The sequence below is a fragment of the Nocardia sp. NPDC051900 genome, assembly GCF_044452545.1.
GTDB classification, from domain to species: Bacteria; Actinomycetota; Actinomycetes; order Mycobacteriales; family Mycobacteriaceae; genus Nocardia; species Nocardia sichangensis.
In genome coordinates, this window is sequence record NZ_JBITBU010000014.1 from 112113 (window position 1) to 131036 (window position 18924).

Annotated in this window: 17 protein-coding genes and 1 tRNA gene; 10 read left to right on the top strand and 8 right to left on the bottom strand. The window is 68.7% G+C overall.

All coding sequences use genetic code 11. The annotated features are described in order from the left end of the window. Positions 1–9 precede the first annotated feature (9 nt). A complete protein-coding gene (locus tag ACIA5H_RS23975) occupies positions 10–1335 on the bottom strand; it encodes a cryptochrome/photolyase family protein (RefSeq protein WP_397077386.1) in 1326 nt (441 codons plus the stop codon). A gap of 156 nt (positions 1336–1491) precedes the next feature. Next, a complete protein-coding gene (locus ACIA5H_RS23980) occupies positions 1492–2115 on the bottom strand; it encodes a lipocalin family protein (RefSeq protein WP_397077387.1) in 624 nt (207 codons plus the stop codon). Between the two features lie 239 nt (positions 2116–2354). Between ACIA5H_RS23980 and ACIA5H_RS23985 the strand changes: the two genes are divergently transcribed. After that, a complete protein-coding gene (locus ACIA5H_RS23985) occupies positions 2355–3200 on the top strand; it encodes a MerR family transcriptional regulator (protein WP_397077388.1) in 846 nt (281 codons plus the stop codon). A 361-nt stretch (positions 3201–3561) separates the two neighbouring features. On the opposite strand, the gene ACIA5H_RS23990 is transcribed toward ACIA5H_RS23985, so the two are convergent. Next, positions 3562–4911 (bottom strand): TIGR01777 family oxidoreductase, encoded by a 1350-nt coding sequence (locus tag ACIA5H_RS23990; protein WP_379253158.1) that lies wholly within the window; start codon positions 4909–4911, stop codon positions 3562–3564. 365 nt (positions 4912–5276) lie between these two features. Between ACIA5H_RS23990 and ACIA5H_RS23995 the strand changes: the two genes are divergently transcribed. Beyond that, the gene (locus ACIA5H_RS23995) at positions 5277–6083 is read left to right on the top strand and encodes a nuclear transport factor 2 family protein (protein WP_397077389.1); all 807 of its coding nucleotides are present in this window, start codon (positions 5277–5279) and stop codon (positions 6081–6083) included. Between the two features lie 91 nt (positions 6084–6174). Here ACIA5H_RS23995 and ACIA5H_RS24000 read toward each other — a convergent pair whose 3' ends face one another. Next, positions 6175–7098 carry a sterol desaturase family protein gene (locus ACIA5H_RS24000; RefSeq protein WP_379253156.1) on the bottom strand — a complete coding sequence of 308 codons (924 nt, stop codon included), beginning with the start codon at positions 7096–7098 and terminating at the stop codon, positions 6175–6177. A gap of 220 nt (positions 7099–7318) precedes the next feature. Between ACIA5H_RS24000 and ACIA5H_RS24005 the strand changes: the two genes are divergently transcribed. Both ACIA5H_RS24005 and ACIA5H_RS24010 read left to right on the top strand, forming a co-directional pair. Then, positions 7319–8482 (top strand): sensor histidine kinase, encoded by a 1164-nt coding sequence (locus tag ACIA5H_RS24005; protein WP_397077390.1) that lies wholly within the window; start codon positions 7319–7321, stop codon positions 8480–8482. After that, a complete protein-coding gene (locus ACIA5H_RS24010; RefSeq protein ID WP_397077391.1) occupies positions 8479–9150 on the top strand; it encodes a response regulator in 672 nt (223 codons plus the stop codon). The genes ACIA5H_RS24005 and ACIA5H_RS24010 overlap by 4 nt, the downstream gene beginning before the upstream one ends. Before the next feature lie 197 nt (positions 9151–9347). On the opposite strand, the gene ACIA5H_RS24015 is transcribed toward ACIA5H_RS24010, so the two are convergent. Then, complete coding sequence (locus ACIA5H_RS24015) at positions 9348–10154, bottom strand: VOC family protein (RefSeq protein WP_355079880.1); 807 nt, start codon at positions 10152–10154, stop codon at positions 9348–9350. A gap of 634 nt (positions 10155–10788) precedes the next feature. On the opposite strand from ACIA5H_RS24015, the gene ACIA5H_RS24020 reads away from it, so the two are divergent. Genes ACIA5H_RS24020 through ACIA5H_RS24035 form a run of 4 tightly spaced genes read left to right on the top strand, consistent with a single transcriptional unit; the run spans position 10789 to position 12543 of the window. Then, a complete protein-coding gene (locus ACIA5H_RS24020; RefSeq protein WP_355079882.1) occupies positions 10789–11214 on the top strand; it encodes a hypothetical protein in 426 nt (141 codons plus the stop codon). After that, entirely contained in the window at positions 11211–11510 is a 300-nt protein-coding gene (locus tag ACIA5H_RS24025) for an SH3-like domain-containing protein (RefSeq protein ID WP_356960827.1), read from the top strand. Before ACIA5H_RS24020 ends, ACIA5H_RS24025 begins: the two co-directional genes overlap by 4 nt. Next, a complete protein-coding gene (gene scnC / locus ACIA5H_RS24030; protein ID WP_397077392.1) occupies positions 11507–12217 on the top strand; it encodes a thiocyanate hydrolase subunit gamma in 711 nt (236 codons plus the stop codon). The genes ACIA5H_RS24025 and scnC overlap by 4 nt, the downstream gene beginning before the upstream one ends. Next, on the top strand, positions 12214–12543 hold the full coding sequence (locus tag ACIA5H_RS24035) for a ScnB (RefSeq protein ID WP_397077393.1): 330 nt from the start codon (positions 12214–12216) through the stop codon (positions 12541–12543). Before scnC ends, ACIA5H_RS24035 begins: the two co-directional genes overlap by 4 nt. 145 nt (positions 12544–12688) lie before the next feature. Here the strand turns inward: ACIA5H_RS24035 and ACIA5H_RS24040 are convergent. Beyond that, positions 12689–12762 (bottom strand) — tRNA-Met (locus ACIA5H_RS24040). Between the two features lie 529 nt (positions 12763–13291). Here ACIA5H_RS24040 and ACIA5H_RS24045 point away from each other — a divergent pair. Continuing rightward, on the top strand, positions 13292–13837 hold the full coding sequence (locus ACIA5H_RS24045; protein WP_397077394.1) for a transglycosylase family protein: 546 nt from the start codon (positions 13292–13294) through the stop codon (positions 13835–13837). Between the two features lie 83 nt (positions 13838–13920). Here ACIA5H_RS24045 and ACIA5H_RS24050 read toward each other — a convergent pair whose 3' ends face one another. Further along, positions 13921–16923: a UPF0182 family protein gene (locus tag ACIA5H_RS24050; RefSeq protein WP_379253128.1), complete on the bottom strand. Its 3003-nt coding sequence runs from the start codon at positions 16921–16923 to the stop codon at positions 13921–13923. 210 nt (positions 16924–17133) lie between these two features. Here ACIA5H_RS24050 and ACIA5H_RS24055 point away from each other — a divergent pair, with 210 nt between their 5' ends. Continuing rightward, positions 17134–17715: a PPA1309 family protein gene (locus ACIA5H_RS24055; RefSeq protein ID WP_397077395.1), complete on the top strand. Its 582-nt coding sequence runs from the start codon at positions 17134–17136 to the stop codon at positions 17713–17715. A 152-nt stretch (positions 17716–17867) separates the two neighbouring features. Here ACIA5H_RS24055 and ACIA5H_RS24060 read toward each other — a convergent pair whose 3' ends face one another. Beyond that, on the bottom strand, positions 17868–18893 hold the full coding sequence (locus ACIA5H_RS24060; protein WP_379253127.1) for a PDZ domain-containing protein: 1026 nt from the start codon (positions 18891–18893) through the stop codon (positions 17868–17870). Positions 18894–18924 lie beyond the last annotated feature (31 nt).

Genomic DNA, 18924 nt, shown 5'->3' on the forward strand with positions numbered 1-18924 from the left:
TCGGCCCCACTACATCCCGACGACGTCGATGATCGGCGCCGGGTAGTCCGCCGTATCGACGTTTTCCCGCCACGGTCGGTGAATGCGCGCACCGGGTAGATGCGCCAGCTCCGGAATCCAGCGCCGGACGTACGCGCCGTCCGGGTCGTAGCGCTGCGCCTGGCGCAGCGGATTGAGCACCCGGTTGGGCCTGGTGTCGGTCCCCGTACCCGCGACCCATTGCCAATTGAGCTGGTTGTTCGCCAGATCGCCGTCCACCAGCCAGCGCAGGAAGTGCTCCGCTCCGACCCGCCAGTCGACCAGCAGCGACTTGGTCAGGAAGCTGGCAGTGATCAGTCGTGCCCGGTTGTGCATCCAGCCTTCCGCGCGCAGCTGCCGCATGCCCGCGTCCACGACCGGGTGCCCCGTGCGCCCGTCCCGCCAGGCGTCGATCGCCTGCTGGTCGTCGCGCCAGCGGATCGAGCGGGGACGGTAGTCCGACCAGGCCGCGGACGGGCGGGCGGCCAGCAACTGGTGGTAGAAGTCGCGCCAAGCCAGCTGCCTGGCGAACGCGTGGCCGCCCTCGCTCGACATGTCGACCCGGTGCGCCAGTTCCACCGGCGACAAGCAGCCGAAATGGAAGTAGGGCGACAGCCGTGAGGTGGCGTCGGCGGCGAGGTCGTCGTTGTCGCGCGCGTAGTGTTCCACCGGCCCGGACAACCAGTCGCGCAGGATCTTCCGGCCCGTCGTCTCACCGCCCACCGTGAGCTGGGGCGACGTCGGGCCCGCGCACAGCTCGGCCGCGTCCGGCAGCGGCAGGCCGGACACCCGCGGCACCGTGAGGTTGCGCGGCTTGTTCAGCGGCTTGCGCTGTGGCGCGTCGGTCCAGCGCCGGAAATACGGGCTGAAGACCGCGAAGTGGTCGCGCCCCGTGGCGGGCAACAGCGTCTCCGGATCGGCGGCGGTGACGGTGGCGGGATGCGTGTGCAGCAGGCAGTCGCGGCGGGAGAGAAGCTCGCGCAGCGCGCGTTCCCGCCCGCGGCTGTAGCCGCTGACGTCGGCGGCGACGTGCACGCTCGCGGCGCGCACCTGCGCCGCCACGCGATCGACCTCCGCGGCCACGTCACCGCGGCGCACGACCAGGCCGCCGCCGATGGCGCGCAGTTCGTCGTCCAACTCGGCGAGGGCGGCGGCGAGGAACCTGGCTCGGTTGGGCGCGGCGAAGCGGCCGGAGAGGATGGCGTCGTCGAGCACGAACAGCGGCACCACCTCGGCGCCCTCCCGGTGCGCGGCGGTCAGCACCGGATTGTCTCGCACCCGCAGGTCGCGGGTGAACAAAGCGATCGTGACGGTCACCGCGCACGCTCCCGACATGCGGCACGAATGGTCATTCTCGAGCCTCCTTCGGACGGTGCGGTCGTGCTCGGCGCTCATGAGGGCCGCGCCGGGACGGCATCGGGCGGCTCAGCCATACCGCGCGACGCGACCCTCGCGAGCGCCGAACACGCCGCATCACCCCGCGCAGAGCGGGACGATGCGCGACTCACCGCCTGTCGTCGGTGAGGTCAGATACAGGCAGGTGTTCTGGCCCGCGGCGGTGATCGCCGCGCGCACCTGCTGCCACGCATCGGCGTCCAGCGACACCGCGCGAGCCAGGACGAATCCGGATGCCCGGCTCGGGTCGGTGACCACCGCCCACGAATAGTCCGGGCCGAGCGCGGTGACGATGTAGTTGGTCGGCCCGTCCAAAGCGTCTTGGGTCGGCACGCTGGGGAAGCTGACGTGCAGTTGCGCCCCGGTCTCCCGATCGTTGACCACCGCGGTGCCGTTGATCTCGTTCTGCGTGTTCGCCCACGTGGTGCAGGTGTTGCGCACCGCGATATTGCCCTGCGGATCGAGCGCGTAGTTCGCTTGCGTGTCCCGCGCGCAGGCGAGGTTGAAGTACTGCGGGATAGCGGCGAGTTGACGCCACGTGCCCAGATACCGCTCCAGTTCGAGGCGCGGCACCGGCGCGGGCCCGGCGACCTGACCGGGCTCCCCGGAGGCGCCGACAGCCGCCAGCGCCGTGACGGACAGGGCCGACACCGCCGCGACGAGCAGGCGGGTGGACGTACGCAGCAGATCGCGACGGTGCACGCTAACTCCTCGGAAATCGGCGACGCGGACCACACTACCATAGAACGATGCATAATTGATGCAAACAGCTCGTCACGGAGGACCGATGACACCGCGGACAGCGCCCCGGCGCACGGCGACAGCCCGTCGGCTCACGCGCGACCGCCCGGCCAGAGATCGAGGATGACGTGGCGCCGCCGCGCGGACCCGTCGACCGGCCGGGTGGAACGAATCCCGTCGGCGGCGGGCAGAATAGTGCGATGCCCGCCGGTCCCGTCCCCGTGTCCGACGCGGCCGGATATACGGTGCGCGCGGTCGCCGAACGCCTCGGTATCCCGACCGCGACGCTGCGCAGCTGGAACCGCCGCTACGACATCGGCCCGCCACAGCACCGCCCTGGCAAGCACCGCCTGTACACCGAGGCCGACATCGCCATGCTCGAGCGGATGCTGACCCTGATCCGCGCGGGCGCGAGCCCGGCGGGTGCGGCCGCCGCGGTGCGCGGGCCCGCGCCCACCCTCGGGCGCCGCGAATCGTTGCTGGAGGCGGCCTTCGCGTTGGACACCACCGCGGTCTCCGATCGGATCGAAGCGCATGTCCGCGCGTTCGGCGTGGTGGACACCTGGGATCTGCTGTGCCGACCGGCTTTCGCCGACATCGTCGACCGCCAGCTCAGCGGTGAGGGCTGCATCGATGTGGAGCACTTGCTGTCCTGGTGCGTGATCTCGGTGCTGCACCGGACGAACCCGCCGTCGGCGCCCGTCGGCACGACGCCGGTGGTACTCGCCTGCACCAGCGGGGAAACGCATTCGCTTCCGCTGGAGGTGCTGCGCGCGGCCCTCGCCGAACGCGGCGTGGGGGCGCGGATGCTCGGCGCCGACGTGCCCGCCGCCGCGCTCGCCGACACCTTGGCCCGGTTCGAAAACCCCGCCGCCGTGCTGCTGTGGTCGCAGCAGGAGTCCACCGCGCTGACCTCCGCGGTACGCGCGTGCCTCGGCGCGGGGGCCCGAGTCCTGGTCGGCGGCCCCGGCTGGGAGGCGGTCTTTCTCCCCGACGGCGTGGAACGTGTCGACAGTCTGCTCGACGCCGCCGACCTGCTCGCCTGAGGCGTCGAGATACGCCGGAACGGAACACTCGCCGCGGATCGTTCTCCGGCGCAGATCATGTGGGACCCGATCGATGACTGACGGCACCGATCCTTCTCCCAATATTCGATGCAAAATTGATGCATTACCGAGGCGTATCGCTGTCGCAGCGCCACAGTAGGAAGACGGGCGATGATCGAGCACACGCCACCGCCATCCCAGCTCTCGCCACCCGTCGGCAGCGATGCGCCGTAACACGATTCGGCCCTCGCCTACGCAACGCCTCGCGTCGACTGCGGCCACCGACCGGACGCGACTCGCCCGTGAACGACATCCCGCCGGACCCAGAACCGCCTCAGGCGTCCCCTCCGTGTCGCCCAGGTCAGTCCGCGGGCCTGCCGAGCAAGTGCCGCAGCGCCGGTTCCAGGGCCGGGGTGCGGAACGGGTGACCGGCTTCGGCCAGTCGCGCGGGCACGACACGCTGGCTGGCCGATGCCACTTCCCGGTTGCCTTCGCGCCCCAGTAGCAGCGCCGGACCGAACCCCGGCACCGGCAACAGTGCGGGCCTGTGCAACACGCCCGCGAGGACCGCGGTGTACTCCGCGTTCCGAACGGGTTGCGGAGCAACCGCATTGACCGCACCCGACAACCCGGTGTCCCAGAGCGCCCGATGGTAGACGTCGATCAGGTCATCGATCCCGATCCACGACAGCCATTGCCGACCGTCACCGATGCGGCCGCCGAGCCCGGCCGTGAACAACGGACGCAACAGCCGCAGCGTGCCGCCGCGCGGGGACTGCACGATTCCGGTGCGCACGCGCACCACCCGCACCCCCGCCTCCGCGGCGGGCGCCGTGGCGGCCTCCCATCCTTCGACCACGTCGGCGAGAAAGCCCGCACCGCGCGCCGACTGCTCGGTCAGCGCCTCGTCGCCCCGGTCGGCGCCGTAGTAGCCGATCGCGGAAGCGCTCACGAACACCGGCACCGCCGCCCGGGCCGCCACTTCGGCGAGTGCGCGGGTCGGTCCGATCCGGCTGTCGGCGATGGCTCGCTTGTGCCCCTCGGTGAACCGGCCCGCGATGGAAGCGCCGGCCAGATGCACCACCGCGTCCACGCCGTCGAGCAGATCCGGCGCGGGCTCGGCGGTGACCCACTGCCTTTCGTCCGCGGCGCGGGGTGGATGCCGGACCAGCCGCACCACGCGATGCCCGCCGGCGGACAGGAACGCGGCCAGTGCCGAACCGACCGTGCCGGATGCTCCGGTCACCGCGACGGTCTTCGACACGAACCCCGCCCCCGCCGCCCGCGCGTGGGCCGCGAGATCGTCGGCGAGCTGCCGGTGACGGTAGGCGAACATGGGGCGCAGCACCGCGGCGGGCACCGGCGCGTCCACCCGGTCCACCACCCGGGTGCGCGTCTCGTCGACGACCTCGAAATCGTGGGTGTGCCGCCACGGCAGCAGCCCGGCGGGCAGCGACCCGATTCCGTCGACGGTCACCGCGTCGACGAATCGGCGCGGCGGGTCGTACTCACGAGGATCGTGCCGGGCCACCCAGCGCAGGCCGCCGGGCAGTCCGAGCACCGCCTGCCCGTCGCGGAGCGAGTCAGATTCGGCGCGGGGCGACACCGGCTGCCAGGGCGGCGCCAGGCGGGTCATGGCGCCGGGGCGCGCGTGCCAGGCGAAAACCTCGGACCGGGGTAGATCGATGACGCTCGCGTACTCGATACCCATGACCCGACTGTAGCCCGAAATCGCCCAAACGCAGCGTTTCCGCATCGTTTTGTCGAAGCTATCCGAGAAAACGCAGGTAACTACCCGCGACCAGTTGGTCCGATGCAATATCACCGACTCGATAGATTCGCGAGCGGCACAGGCCCCCGAGGTCAGGTTACGAACGGAATCAAGGCTTTCCGATCCACCGGACAGTCGGCGAACTTCTCCAGATCGAAGCCGACGGCGGTGGTGGCGAAGCGTCCGCACCATCGAGTTCCTTGTCGTGCGGAGGCGACCGGCGCGGACGCACCGGAACACGACGCCAGAACTAGAACTTGTTCTACCATGTGTCGAGTCCGGTTCACGTCGACGGAGGTTCTGCCATGCCGCTGGATCACTCGAGCGCAGCGCTGCTGACGGCCGTCGAGGCGTCGCCGTTCGCGGTCGCCGCGCACGACAAGTCCGCGTGGGTCGGCCTGTTCGCCCCGGACGCGGAGGTCAACGACCCGGTGGGCTCGCGCCCGCACGTCGGCCGCGCCGCCATCGAACGCTTCTACGACACCTTCATCGGGCCGAACACCATCGCGTTCCGGGTCGAGCGCGACCTGGTCCATCCGCCGACGGTGCTGCGCGACCTCACCATCGTCACAACGATGTCGACCGGCGCCACCGTCTCGGTCCCGATGCATCTGCGCTACCGGCTGGTGGAACAGGACGGCGTCTGGAAGATCGCCTACCTGGCCGCGCACTGGGAGCTGGCGGGCATGATCTGGCAGCTGTTGCGCACCGGGCTGCCCGGCCTCGCCGCCGCGTTGAAGCTCGGACCGCAATTGATCGTCAACCAAGGCGTCGGCGGGGCGCTGGGCATGCTGCGGGCGCTCGGCGGCGTGGGTCGTCGCGGAAAGCGGGCTACTACAAAGCTTTTCGCCGCCGCGGCGAGCACCGACCTCAGCCGCGTGCGCGAGCTGCTCGGGCAGCGAATCGACATCGAACTGCCCGCGGGCACACCGGTGTCGATGGAGGAGTTCACGAATCGGGCGCGCAACATGCGCTGGAGCAAGGTGATCGCCGCCGGACGCACCGTCACGGCGAGTGTGCGGCTCGGCGCGATACCGGGAGTCGCGGTCGTGGAGTTCGCGACCGATGGCGACGGCATCACGAGTCTGCGGTTCTATCTCGATTCCGTCTGATCCGAGCTCACGTCATCCGCCGCTTTCGAACGGCACCGATGCCGCCGGTAGCCGGACGGCTGGTGCCGCCCGGCTACCCGTCACCAGTCGATCAGGACGCGAGCCGCACGGCTGGGACGTGCTCCTCGGCGCGGACCGGCGGCTCGATCGAGGCAGGCGGTGCGGGGTGCTCGGTCCACCCGGGCGGGCCGAAGACGTACCCGAGCCGCCCGCGCCAGGTGCTCGCGCCGCGCACGTCGCGGATCAGCGCCGCCAGTTCGTGGTAGTTGACCTTCAGCGGATTGTCGGTGCCGATGTTCTTGGTGAGGCCATAGCGGACCGGTTCGGACTCGGCGGCGAAGCTGCCGAACATGCGATCCCAGATGATGAGGATGCCGCCGTAATTCTTGTCGATGTAGGGCTTGTTCGACCCGTGGTGCACGCGGTGGTGCGACGGGGTGTTGAACAGGAACTCGATCGGGCGCGGCAGCGTCTCGACCCGCTGGGTGTGGATCGGGAACTGGTAGAGCAACCCGATGCCCTGCAACAGGAAGATCATCCAGGCCGGGAAGCCGAGCAGCGCGGCGGGCACCCACGCCAGTCCACGCAGGATGTTGGGGATCGGGTGCAGCCAGGAGAGACGCAGCGCGGTGGAGAGGTTGAAGTGCTCGCTGGAGTGGTGCACGTTGTGCGCGGTCCACATCAGCCGGACCCGGTGATCGGCGCGGTGCGCCCAGTAGTAGCAGAGATCCGTCACGATCAAGCCGAGCACCCAGACCCACCACGATCGCGGCGACAGGTGCAGCGGCGTGATCGCCGCGGCGACGACGACCGCCGAGAACGGCACCAGATGCTGCATCAGCGGCTTGACCAGCCTGCCCAGCGTGAACGTCGTCACGTTGGATGCGGTGTCGCGGGCCGATCCGCCGTTGCCGGATCGGTCGGGATCACGGCGGTAGGCGATCCACTCGACCAGCATGAGCGCCGCGAATGCTGGGATGGCGTAGGTCAGCAACTCGAACTCCACACGGCCCATGGGTACTCCTTCTTCGTCTGCCGTCGATCCCCGACGCTACGGGCTCGGGCCTGGGAAGACATCGCGCCGACGAGGGACTTCGCGTCCCCCGCGCGGGGGACGCGGGCGCGTCCGCACCCGGGCAGAGTTGTCGTCCGTGCGGCGTCTTCGGACGGGGCCCGATCATTAGGATCACCCTCAGGGCTCGGCACCGGAACCGAATGGAGGCGGTGACGAACTGGTGGACGTGAGCAGGTCGCTGGCTCGCCAGTCGGTGGTGGTCGCCGTGGTGGCCGCCGCCATCGACGCGGTGGTGCTCGGTCTGTGCGGCGTGTTCGCGGTGGCGCCGTGGCAGACGGTCGCCGCCGTGACGGCGATCGTCGCCGCCGATCTCGCCTTGGCCGCGCCGCCCCGGACGGCGGGCGTGGTCGCGGCGGTGCAGGTGCTCGTCCGGCTCCTGGCCGCGCTGCTGCTGTACCGGCACGGATTCCCGGTGCGATTCGCCGACGTCGGATTCCTGGTGGCCGGATATCGCGCGGGGGCATGGCTCGCCGGGCCGACCTCCGTGCTCACCATGCTGCTGCTGTGCGCGGGAGTCGCGGGAGCGCACCTGTTCACCGACAGCGCCGCGGCGCACGACTGGCGGCTGTTGCTCGCCGCGACCGTCTCCGCGGGCTGCGTACCGTGGCTGGTCGGCCGTTACACGGCGGCGCGCGGCGCCTACATCGCCGATCTGGAGCAGCGCGCCCGATTGCGGCAGCAGGAGCACCGGACGGCCGTGGAGCGCGCGGTCACCGATGAGCGGGCAGCCATCGCCCGCGACCTGCACGACGTGATCTCGCATCACGTCAGCGCGATCGGCATCCACGCGGGCGCGGCGCGGCTGGCCCTCGGCGGCGCGGCGAGCGAGGCCGCCGCCCGGTCGCTGTCCGCGGTGGAGTCCAGCAGCCGGGCCGCGATGGTCGATCTGCGCCGCCAGCTCGACCTGCTGCACGGCCACGAGGACGAGGGGCAGCGCCAGCCGGGACTGGCCGACATCGACGGGCTGATCGAGCACGTCCGCGCGGCCGGGCTGGACGTCGAGACAAGCGTGCGCGGCGAGGCGGTGGAACTGCCGGACTCGCTGAACATCACGCTGTACCGCATCGTGCAGGAGATGCTGACCAACGCGCTGCGGCACGGAGACGGTACGCACGCGCGACTGGAGGTGGAGTACCTGCCCAAGCGGGTGGTGCTGCGCGCGACCAATCCCCTCGCCGCCGAACCGGTCACCGCGGACACCTCGGTACCGCGTGGCCTCAACGGAATCCGCCGCCGCGCCGAGCTGTTCGACGGCGACCTGGACTACGGCCGCGACGCCACGCACTGGCACACCACGGTGTCGGTGCCGATCGGAGGATCGTGACCCTGCCCATCCGCGTCCTGATCGCCGACGACCACAGCATGTTCCGTTCCGGCCTGCGCGCCGTCGTCGACAGTCAGCCGGATCTGGATTGCGTCGCCGAGGTGAGCGACGGCCGCGCCGCGATCAGCGAGACCGCCCGGGTACGACCGGATGTCGCGATCCTCGACGTCCGGATGCCGAAACTGGACGGGCTCGCCGCCACCGCCGCGATCGTGGCCGCGGGCGGCACGCACGTCCTGGTGCTCACCACCTACGACAGCGAAGCCAACCTGTATCGCGCCCTGCAGGCGGGCGCCAGCGGGTTCCTGCTGAAGAGCCTGCCGCCGGAAGAACTGGTCACGGCCATCCGGATCGCGGCGCGCGGAGACGCGCTGATCGACCCGTCGATGACCCGCCGTCTGGTCTCCCGCTTCGCGACCACGCTCGCACCGCCGCACACCCCACCGGAGGTCCATCACCTCACCGCCCGCGAACTGGAGGTGCTGCTGTTGCTCGCCGACGCGCGCAGCAATGCCGAGATAGCCGCGCAGCTCGGCGTCGGCGAGGAGACGGTGAAGACCCACGTCTCCCGCATCCTGGCCAAACTCGGTGTCCGCGATCGCATCCACGCCGTGGTCTACGCCCATCAGCACGGCCTGGTGTCGCCGGAATCGGCGCGCTCCGACTGACCCGGTATACCGACCGTGGCGTGGACCATCGACGAATTGCCACACCCTTCGGCACGAGCGTCGTTCATGAACCGTGTCGACCGGGCCCTACGCTCCCGCGCCGCGAGCCGCGGAGTCCGTCGACACCCCCGCCGAGACCACGATTGCTCCGGCGGCGACAACCGAGCGCGGCGGCTCGGTTGTCGCCGCCGAACGACTCACGCGCCGGTCGGCGGCTCCCCGACTGTCGTCGTCGGATCGATGAGGCCGAAGACCTCACCCTGCGGCCCCTGGACGAGGCCCATGCGGCCGAAGGGACTGTCGTCGGGTCCGGACATGACGGTGGCGCCGAGATCGCGCGCCTTGGCGAGCGCGTCATCGGTGTTGCCGACCTGGAACCAGGCCAGCCAATACGACGGGTTGTCGCCCGGCATCTTCGTCGAGTCGTTGATGCCGCCGACGGCGTCCCCGCCCTGCGGCAAGCTGAAGGTGGAGTAGACGAAATTCTCGCCGTCGCCGATTTCGGAGTACTGCCAGCCGAACACATCGGCGTAGAACTCCTGGGCCTTCTTGTAATCGCTGGTGTGCAGCTCGTTCCAGCAGTAGGCGCCGTGCTCGTTGTATACCCCCGCGCCGCTGTGGGCCTTGGCCTCCCAGATCCCGAAGACCGCGCCGGTGGGGTCGGCGCCGACGACCATGCGGCCGACATCGAGCACGTCGAACGGTTGCATCATCAGCGAACCGCCCGCGGCGTTCACCTTCTCCGCGATGGCGTCGGCGCTGTCGGCGGCGAGGTAGGTCGTCCACACCGACGGCATCGGCATGCCTTCCGGCTTGGGTCCGATGCCCGCGGCCGCGCGGCCGTTGCGCATCGCCATCAGGTATCCCCCCGCCTCGGGCGGGCTGTCCTGGATCTCCCAGCCGAAGAGTGCGCCGTAGAATTCGCGGGCGCGCGCCGGGTCGTCGACCTGGCAGTCGACCCAGCACGGTGTTCCCTGCGGCCAGCTTCCGTCATGAGTGGGCATTGCGGGTGCCTCCTGATACGGGTTGCCGAATGTGCGGCCGAGACAGCCGGCACACGGCTAGTCAACCATCAGCATTCCGTTGGAGTGGGCCGATTCAGCCGCGACTCCGGTCCTGTTCGCGAGCCTGAGACCAGGCGAAAGACCCCCTACACAGATCAGTCCCCGGTAGTCTCGTCGTTTCCGTGATCCTCAGTCGTCGCTGAGTCTCCGGTTTTGCGACTGGCTTGCCGGGGGCCTAGCCGGATCCTGGGTCGGTGTCTTCACTGCCTACCGACGTCTCAGCTGACAGTGCGCTCACCTACCGGTGCTCCGGTGTAATGACTAGTTTCCTCCACATTTTCCGCTAGTCAAGAGGGTCGGCAGCGCAATTCTCCGAGCCGAGCGCGCCCGTCTTCGCCGCGCCACAGGCATCCTTCAGCAAATCGATCTCGACGTGTACGCTCGGTATCCGAACCATGCGATTGTGACTGAGGTCACACCCCGTCGTCCGACTGCACCCGCCTGGGGCGGGCCGTCCCGTTGGAGTTTCCATGGCGCTCGCTCCCCCTCCAGTTCCTACCAGGGAAGGCGTGCGCGAGCACACCTGTCGCAACCGCCCCGCCGTGGACCCCGGATCCGTCACTTCGGAGACATGATGAGCGCACCGAACCGATTCGACGAGTTGCAGCATCGCGTCGCGGATCTCGCACCGGTATTTCGCGAGCCGCTGGACTCGCCCTACGAGATCTCGAACGCGTTGTTCGCCGCCCTCCGGCACGTTCTGCACGACGTGGGCGGCCAGCCGGACACTCCGGTCGAGTACCGGGAGAAGGAGGAAGAGGCCTGGGAGATGAGCACGTACGTCACCTGCGAATGCCTCGGCTGGCGCGGCGTATGGAACTCCGAGGAACGCAGGCGAGCGGAGAACGACCTCGGCGCGACGCTGTACTTCGGCCTCCCCTACTACGCGCGCTGGGCGACCGTCGCGGCGAAGACGTTGGTCGCCAAGGGATTGATCACCCCCGACGAACTGTCGGCCAAGCTGGACGAAGTACGCGCACGAATGGAGGCGCGCACATGAGCAGGAGGTACCGGATCGGCGACCGTGTGCGCGTCCGCGACGCCACGTCGATGTTCCACACCCGCACGCAGGCCTACACCCGCGGGCACATCGGTGTCGTCGTCGAGTACCGGCCGGAGTGGATCATCCCGGAGGACGAGGCATGGGGACGGGACGACGGTCGCGTCGAGCCGTTCTACGTCGTGCGATTCCGCCAGAAGGATTTATGGCCCAAATACACCGGCTTCGACGTCGACACCTTGGAGACGGAGGTCTCCGAGCGCTGGCTCGAGCCCGCGGAGGAGGATGCCCAGTGAGCCCGACCCACGATCACGACGCGCACGCGCCGATCCGGACCAGCGAAGAGATCAGCGAATTCGAGGTGCTCGAGACGGCGGTGCGGGAACTCGCCATCGAGAAGGGGCTGTTCTCCCAGGAAGACCACCGCAGGTTCGCGGAGTGGGCCGAATCGGTGGGTCCGCACGGCGGGTCGAAGCTGGTCGCCAAGGCGTGGACCGACCCCGAGTTCAAAGCCCGCCTGCTCGCCGACGGCACCGAGACGTGCAAGGAGATCGGCATCGACTGGCGCGATCCGACCGGATCGGGGACGCCGAGCGACTACACCTACTTCTACGTGCTGGAGAACACGCCCGAGGTGCACAACGTCATCGTGTGCACGCTGTGCTCGTGCTATCCGCGACCGGTGCTCGGGATGTCCCCGGACTGGTATCGCACGCCCAACTACCGTCGCCGCCTGGTGCGCTGGCCCCGCGAAGTGCTCGCCGAATTCGGCTTGCACTTCCCGCCCGACGTCGAGATCCGCGTGCACGACTCCAACCAGAAGTCGCGGTTCATGGTGATGCCGATGCGCCCCGAGGGCACCGAGGGCTGGACCGAGGAACAACTGGCGGCCATCGTCACCCGGGACACGATGATCGGCGTGGCGCTGCCCCAGGCCGATTGGACCGCACAGCAGCCACCGAACCGAGTCGAAGCCGCCGCCGAGAAGGAGGGACGCCCGTGACGAGCGGTCCGTACGAAGTCCTGCTGGAGACCTTGGACCCCGCGTCGCACCGGGAGATCTCGCTGCCCGAACTCGACGGCAAACCCGACCCGTGGGAGTCCAGCATGCAGGCCACGTGCGAATGCCTCTCGTGGCGCGGCGCGTTCGACAACCTGGAACGCCGCCACGCCGAGGACACACTGGGCGAGACGATCTATCGCGACTTCCCGGTACGCACCCGCTCGGTCGTCGTCACGGCGCACACCCTGATGGATCGCGGCGTGATCAGCCCGGACGAATTACGCGCCCGCATGGACGCCGTCCGGGAGCGATTCCACCCGCAGTAGCCCCTCGCGCCGCGGCCCGAGCCGAACGGCCCGGAGCCTCGCCGGTTCCGGGCCGTTCGGCTCAGAGAACGACAGCGATGCCGAGGTGCTGCCAGATCAACGCAAAACGGCTCCGGAACCATGTTCCGGAGCCGTTTTCCCTTAGTAGCGGGGACAGGATTTGAACCTGCGACCTCTGGGTTATGAGCCCAGCGAGCTACCGAGCTGCTCCACCCCGCGTCGGTGAACACAACATTACACATGGGTTCGCAGAGTCTGCAAATCGCCAGCTCAGAGGCGGTTTCAGCGAGGTGAACAGACCGCACGACAGGAACATCCGCCCGCCACCGAACGCCGAAACCATCCCGCAGCAATCGCGATGCCGCACATTTCCACACCGCGCCCTCAAGATTCACCACCGAAAACCCACTTCAAACGTGACCTACTTCACCATTTCGAGGTGATCTCACTCACATAACGATGCGATAACTTCGCATGGAATCAGCGTGTTGACGACGTTTCCCACCTGGTAAAACTCGCATATTCGAGTTATTCGAATCATGCAATTCCGGCGTTATCAAGATGTGATCTGCTGAGAATTCTTCGTTACCGTCACTCCACGGCCCGGATCATCCGAGACGGGCTCGAACTCGAACCGCCGAACACCGGTGACCCTGTCCCGCGGCTCGAGGATCCCCGACGACCTGGGGACAGGGACACGGCAGTAAGCACGATCGCCGTGCCGGCGGGCGCAGGGAGGGAAACGACCATGACTGAGAACCGGAAGATCAGCACCCGCGCCATCGGCTTCGCCGCCATCACCGGCGCTCTTGTTGCCGTCCCGTTCGCATTCTCCACCGCTTCCGCCTCCGCGGCCACCCACGACTGGGACGGCGTCGCGCAGTGCGAGAGCGGTGGCAACTGGGGGATCAACACCGGAAACGGCTACTACGGTGGCCTGCAGTTCTCGCAGAGCACCTGGGCCGCCAACGGCGGCAAGGGCTCGGCCCACACCGCCAGCAAGGCGGAGCAGATTCGCGTGGCGGAGAACGTGCTCGCCACCCAGGGCCCCGGCGCGTGGCCGGTGTGCGGCCGGTACCTGCGCCAGGGCACCTCCGAGCCCGAGACGCTGGCCCCGGCGGAGGAACTTCCCGCCGTGCCCGAGCCCGCCCAGCCCACCGTGAGCGCGGCGCAGTCCGTGGTCGAGAAGGCCAAGTCCGCCGCGGACGAGCTGGCCGACCAGTACGGCCTGAAGGGACAGTTCGAGCAGATCTTGAGCCAGAACAGCGCGCTGATCGACTCCCTCGGTCGCTGACCCATCCCGCGCCGAAAGAAAGACGCCGCCATCGCGATGATGGCGGCGTCTTTCTTCGTGCCGGTCCTATCCGGCGGCACTACTCAGCGACCGGCGTCCTGATACGCCTTGACCGCGGCGTCCAGCTCGTCCAGCGCACGGCCGAAGTCCTGGAAGTTCCCGCTGCGCATGGCGTTGCGCACGTTCTCGATCTTGCGGTTGAGCTCGGCCGCCGCGGCGTCCTTGGCGGCGGACGATCCCGTCGCCGGTGGCGGGACCGAAGCGGGCGGCGGTGTCGAGGCGTTACTGGTCCCGTTGTTGCCGTTCTCGGCGGGGACCGGAGTGGTGCCCGGCTTGGGCCTGGTGCCCGAGTCACCGCCGAACGGCGTCGCCAGCGCGCCCGCGCCGGGGATCACTTGGTTCAGCGCGTCCGCCAAAGTCGAGGCGTAGCCCACCTTGACGTTGCCCGCCTCGTCGCGATAGCTCACCAGCACCCGCAGCAGCTGCGGGAAGGTCGCCGTGTTCGGCCCGGTGTTGCGTTCGTTGTAGAACGGCTCCACATAGAGGATGCCGCCGTCCGCGACCGGCAGGGTCAGCAGATTGCCATATTTGATCTTGTTCGAATTGGACAGCAGCGTTTTCTCGCGGGACACCTCAGGCGAGGTCGTCATCCGGTTCTGCGTCTGCTGCGGACCCAATGTCTGTGTGTCCGTTGGCAATCGAAGAATCGTGAATTTCCCGTAGCCGTCCGGGTCGGAACGCACCGAGATATAGGCCGCGAGATAAGGCCGGTTGTAGCCGGTCATCGCACTGGTCAAATTGAACGTCGGCTTGTTCGTTTTCGGGTCGCCCAGCAGCACGTAATACGGCGGCTGGTTGGCGGTGGTCCCGCCCTCGGTGGTCGGGTCGGCGGGAACCGACCAGAAAGCGTTGTTGGTGAAGAATTCTCGGGGATCGTCCACGTGATACTTCGACAGCATCTCGCGCTGCACCTTGAACAGATCCTCCGGGTAGCGGAAGTGCGCCCGCAGTTCCGGCGAGATCTCGCTCTCCGGCTTCACCGCGCCCGGGAACACCCCGCGCCATGCCTTCAGCACCGGGTCCGAGGAGTCCACCTCGTAGAGCGTGACGCTGCCGTCGTACGCGTCGACCGTCGCCTTCACCGAGTTGCGGATGTAGCTGACCGCCTTACGCGGCAGCAGCCGCCCGGTCTTCTTGTCGATGCTGTCCTCCAGCGCACCCTCCAGCGAGGTGGTCTGCGCGTACGGGTAGTTGTCCAGCGTGGTGTAGGCGTCCACGATCCAGACGATCCGTCCGCCGACCACCGCGGGGTAGGCGTTGCCGTCGGTGGTCAGCCAGGGCGCGACCTTCTGCACCCGCTCGCGCGGGCTGCGGTTGAAGATGATCTTCGAGTCGTCGCCGATGGCCGAGGAGAACAGGATGTTGCGCTCGGCGTACTTGGCCGCGAAGGCCAGGCGGTTGAACCAGTTGCCGATCGGCACGCCGCCCTTGCCGGTGTAGGTGTACTGGGCGGTGTCGGAGTCGTACTCGCGCGGACGCTGGCCGTCCATCGCGCCGACGATCGCGTAGTCCGGGTTCGCCTGCGAGATCAGCTCGCCGAAGTAGACGCGCGGCTGGTCCACCTTGATCCGCTGCTTGTCCGATGGTGTGAACAGATCGCTGACCATGAAGATCGGATAACCGCCGTCGCCGCTGCCCCCCGCGGCGTTCGGATCGTCCGACGGCGGCTTGTTCACCCGGTTGGCCGGGGCGGCGACGAAGCCGTTGCCGTGGGTGTACACGGTGTGGCGGTTGATCCAGTCGGTCTGGTTGCCGCTCAGCGCCGCGGGCGAGAGCTCCCTGGCGGCGACGATGTAGTCCTGGACGTCACCGTCGAGGTTGTAGCGGTCGATGTCCAGCGACTCCGGGAAGCCGTAGAAGTTCTTCAGCTGGCGCAGCTGCGTGAAAGTGGGCGAGAGGATGTTCGGGTCGAGCAGCCTTGCGTTGCCGACGGTCGCGGCGTCGACCGGCACCTCGAGCGGGCTCTTGCTGCTCTCGCCTTTGTAGTCCTTGTAATCGATCCTGTCGTCGGTGATGCCGAACGCCTGCCTGGTGGCGGCGATGTTGCGTTCGATGTACTCGCTCTCCTTGTCCGCGGCGTTCGGCCGCACCGAGAACTGTTCGACCACCAGCGGCCACACCGCGCCGACCAGGATCGAGGACAGCACCAGCAGCGCGGCGGCCATCGCGGGCACCCGCAGATCGCGCAGCACGATGCCCGCGAAGAAGGCCAGCGCGCAGATCACCGCGATGGACAGCAGGATCAGCTTGGCGGGCAGCACCGCGTTGATGTCGGTGTACGAACCGCCGGTGAAGGTGGGTTCCTTGCGGCTGCTGGAAAGCAGTTCGTAGCGGTCGAACCAGTAGGCGATCGCCTTGAGCAGGACGAAGATCCCGGCCAGTACGGCGAGCTGGATGCGCGCGGGGCGGGTGAGCGTGCCCTCGCGGCCGGTCAGCCGCAGGCCGCCGAAGACGTAGTGGGTGACCAGGCTGGCGAAGAACGCGATCACCACCGCGACGAACAGCCAGTTCAGCACCATCCGGTAGAAGGGCAGGTCGAAGGCGTAGAAGCCGACGTCGAGGCCGAACTCCGGATCCTTCTCGCCGAACGATTGGCCGTTGAGGAACAGCTGCACCGTCACCCAGTTCGACTGCGCCACCAGACCCGACAGCAGGCCCAGCAGCACCGGGATGCCGACGCCGAACAGCCGCAGCCTGCTCATCACGGTGGTGCGGTAGCGCGCGATCGGATCGTTCGGACCCGCCACCGGCACGAACACCGGCCTGGTGCGGTAGGCCAGCAGCAGCGCCAGCCAGACCACCAGGCCGACGAAGGCCGCCACGACGAGGAACAACAGCACCCTGGTCCGCAGCACGGTGAGATACACGTTGCGGAAGCCGACCTCGCCGAACCACAGCCAATTCGTGTAGGTGTCCGTCAACCGCGGCCCGAGCAGCAGTAACGCCGCTAGGACGATGGCCGCCACCAGCAGCACACGGCTGCGTCGGGACAGCGAAGGTAAGCCGGTGGGGGGCCGCATGCCCACGATGCCACTCTCCAAGGTCCGGCGACGCTCGCACCGATACGCTCGGCCGATGCGCCGCAGTCCGATGTTGCGGGTGGTCCTTCCGGACCGTCTCGGCCCACTCTACGGAAATCGGACACCATGCAGCTGGCAGGGTTGCGCTTGCCGCGCCGGGGAACCGATCGCCCGGGTTTCCGGCTGTCCGCGCCTGCGGTTTGATTGGATGTTCGCGTGACCCCAGACCTGCACGCCGAACTCGTCCTTGCCCGATCCGTCCGGGAGGTGGCGGAATTCGTCGATGCCGAGGGGTGGGGCCGTCCCCCGCAGATGTTCGCCCTGGTGCCGACCGCGGAGCTGGTCGCGGCGCAGCCGGAACTGGAGGATCAGCTCGACGAGGGCGACGAGCTGACGCCGGTCGCCCAGGAGGCTTTCCCGGACGACATCACCGGCGGCTCGATCGCCCTGGACGAATTCCTGGCCACCACCAGCTGGCCCCCCGCCGTCCGCGGTTGCGTGCTGGTGCAGGAGATCGTGGTGCTCCCTCCGGACGCCGAATCGACGCTCGACGACGCGCTCGCCCCGCTGCTGGCCGACCACGATGCCGCCGACGCGGCCGCGCGCGCCGCCGCCGAGGCGCACCCGGAGCGCCGGGAGGCCCGGTTGTTCGCCGCGGTGCTGCGCGACGGCGCGTCGCTGTGCCTGTTGCAGCTGCGCCCCGCGGACGACGCGGACGATTTCGGCGACCTCGACCTGCGCACCTACCCCAACCTGGCGCCGAACCTCGTCGAAGCGCTGCATCACACGCTGGAGTGAAGCGCTGACGCTCCGGTGCGGCGCTGCGCGGCCCGATCGCGGTTCAACGGCCGGGCGCGCGGCGTTCTTCGGTCGGGATCACCAGCCGCTGCACGGTCCGGGCGAGTCGCGCGGCTTCCGTCGCGGATTGTCGACCGGCCGAGAGATCCGGCTCACCCGCAGCCGACCGGTTCCTTGCCGGTGTTGATCTCGTTGAGCGACTGCACCGCGCCGGTGAGGGTCTCGACGCGCACCAGCCGCAGGCCGTCGGGAGTCCGCTGTTTGGCCTCGTCGCAGTTGGCGGCGGGGACCATGAAGGTCTCCGCGCCCGCGTCCCGCGCGGCCATCATCTTGTACTGGATGCCGCCGATCGGACCCACCTTGCCGTCCTGATCGATGGTTCCGGTGCCCGCGACGAACTTGCCGCCGTCCAGTTCGCCGGGGGTGAGCTTGTCGATCAGGGCCAGGCTGAACATCAGGCCCGCCGAGGGGCCTCCGATGTCGGCGAGATTGAACGCGACCTCGAGCGGCGGCCGGGCGCCCTCGCCCGGCGTCACGCCGAGGTAGCCCTTGGCCGGGTCGCCGGGGCGGGCGCCGAGCACGATCGACGCGGTCTGCTCGGCGTTGTCGCGCCGGAAAACCACGGTGAGCGTGCTGCCGGGCGCCTGGGACGAGACCGCCGTCACGACGTCCTTGGGTGTCGTCATCGGCGTGCCGTTGATGCTGATCAGCTCGTCACCCGCACGCAGCGCGTCGCGGGCGGGCCCGTCGTCGGACACCTTGCGCAGCAGCACGACCGTGGGCAGGTTCAGATAGTGCAGGGCGGCGACCTCGGCGTTGCCCTCCGAGTCCTTGAAGTCCTCCTGGTTGGACTTGTCGATCTCCTCGCGCGACACGCCGGGCGGGTAGACCTCCGAGCGCGGCACCAGGCCGTGCTTGCCGCTGGCCCAGAAGCCGAACGCCTCGAAGATGCTCAGCCCGTCGCGCACCGAAACCGTGGTCATGTTGAGATGGCCCGTGGTCGGATCGACCTCGGTGCCCCGCACATCGACGACGTCCTTGCCGTCCACCGTGCCGAGGGTGTTGAAGGTGGGGCCGGGCCCGAGTGCGACGAACGGCACAGTCAGTACGCTGCCGACGACACCGAGCACGAGCACCGGGATCAGTGCGGCCACCAGGGTGAGGATCCGACGATTCACCTGGACCACAGTAATGACAGCCCGCGGCGTG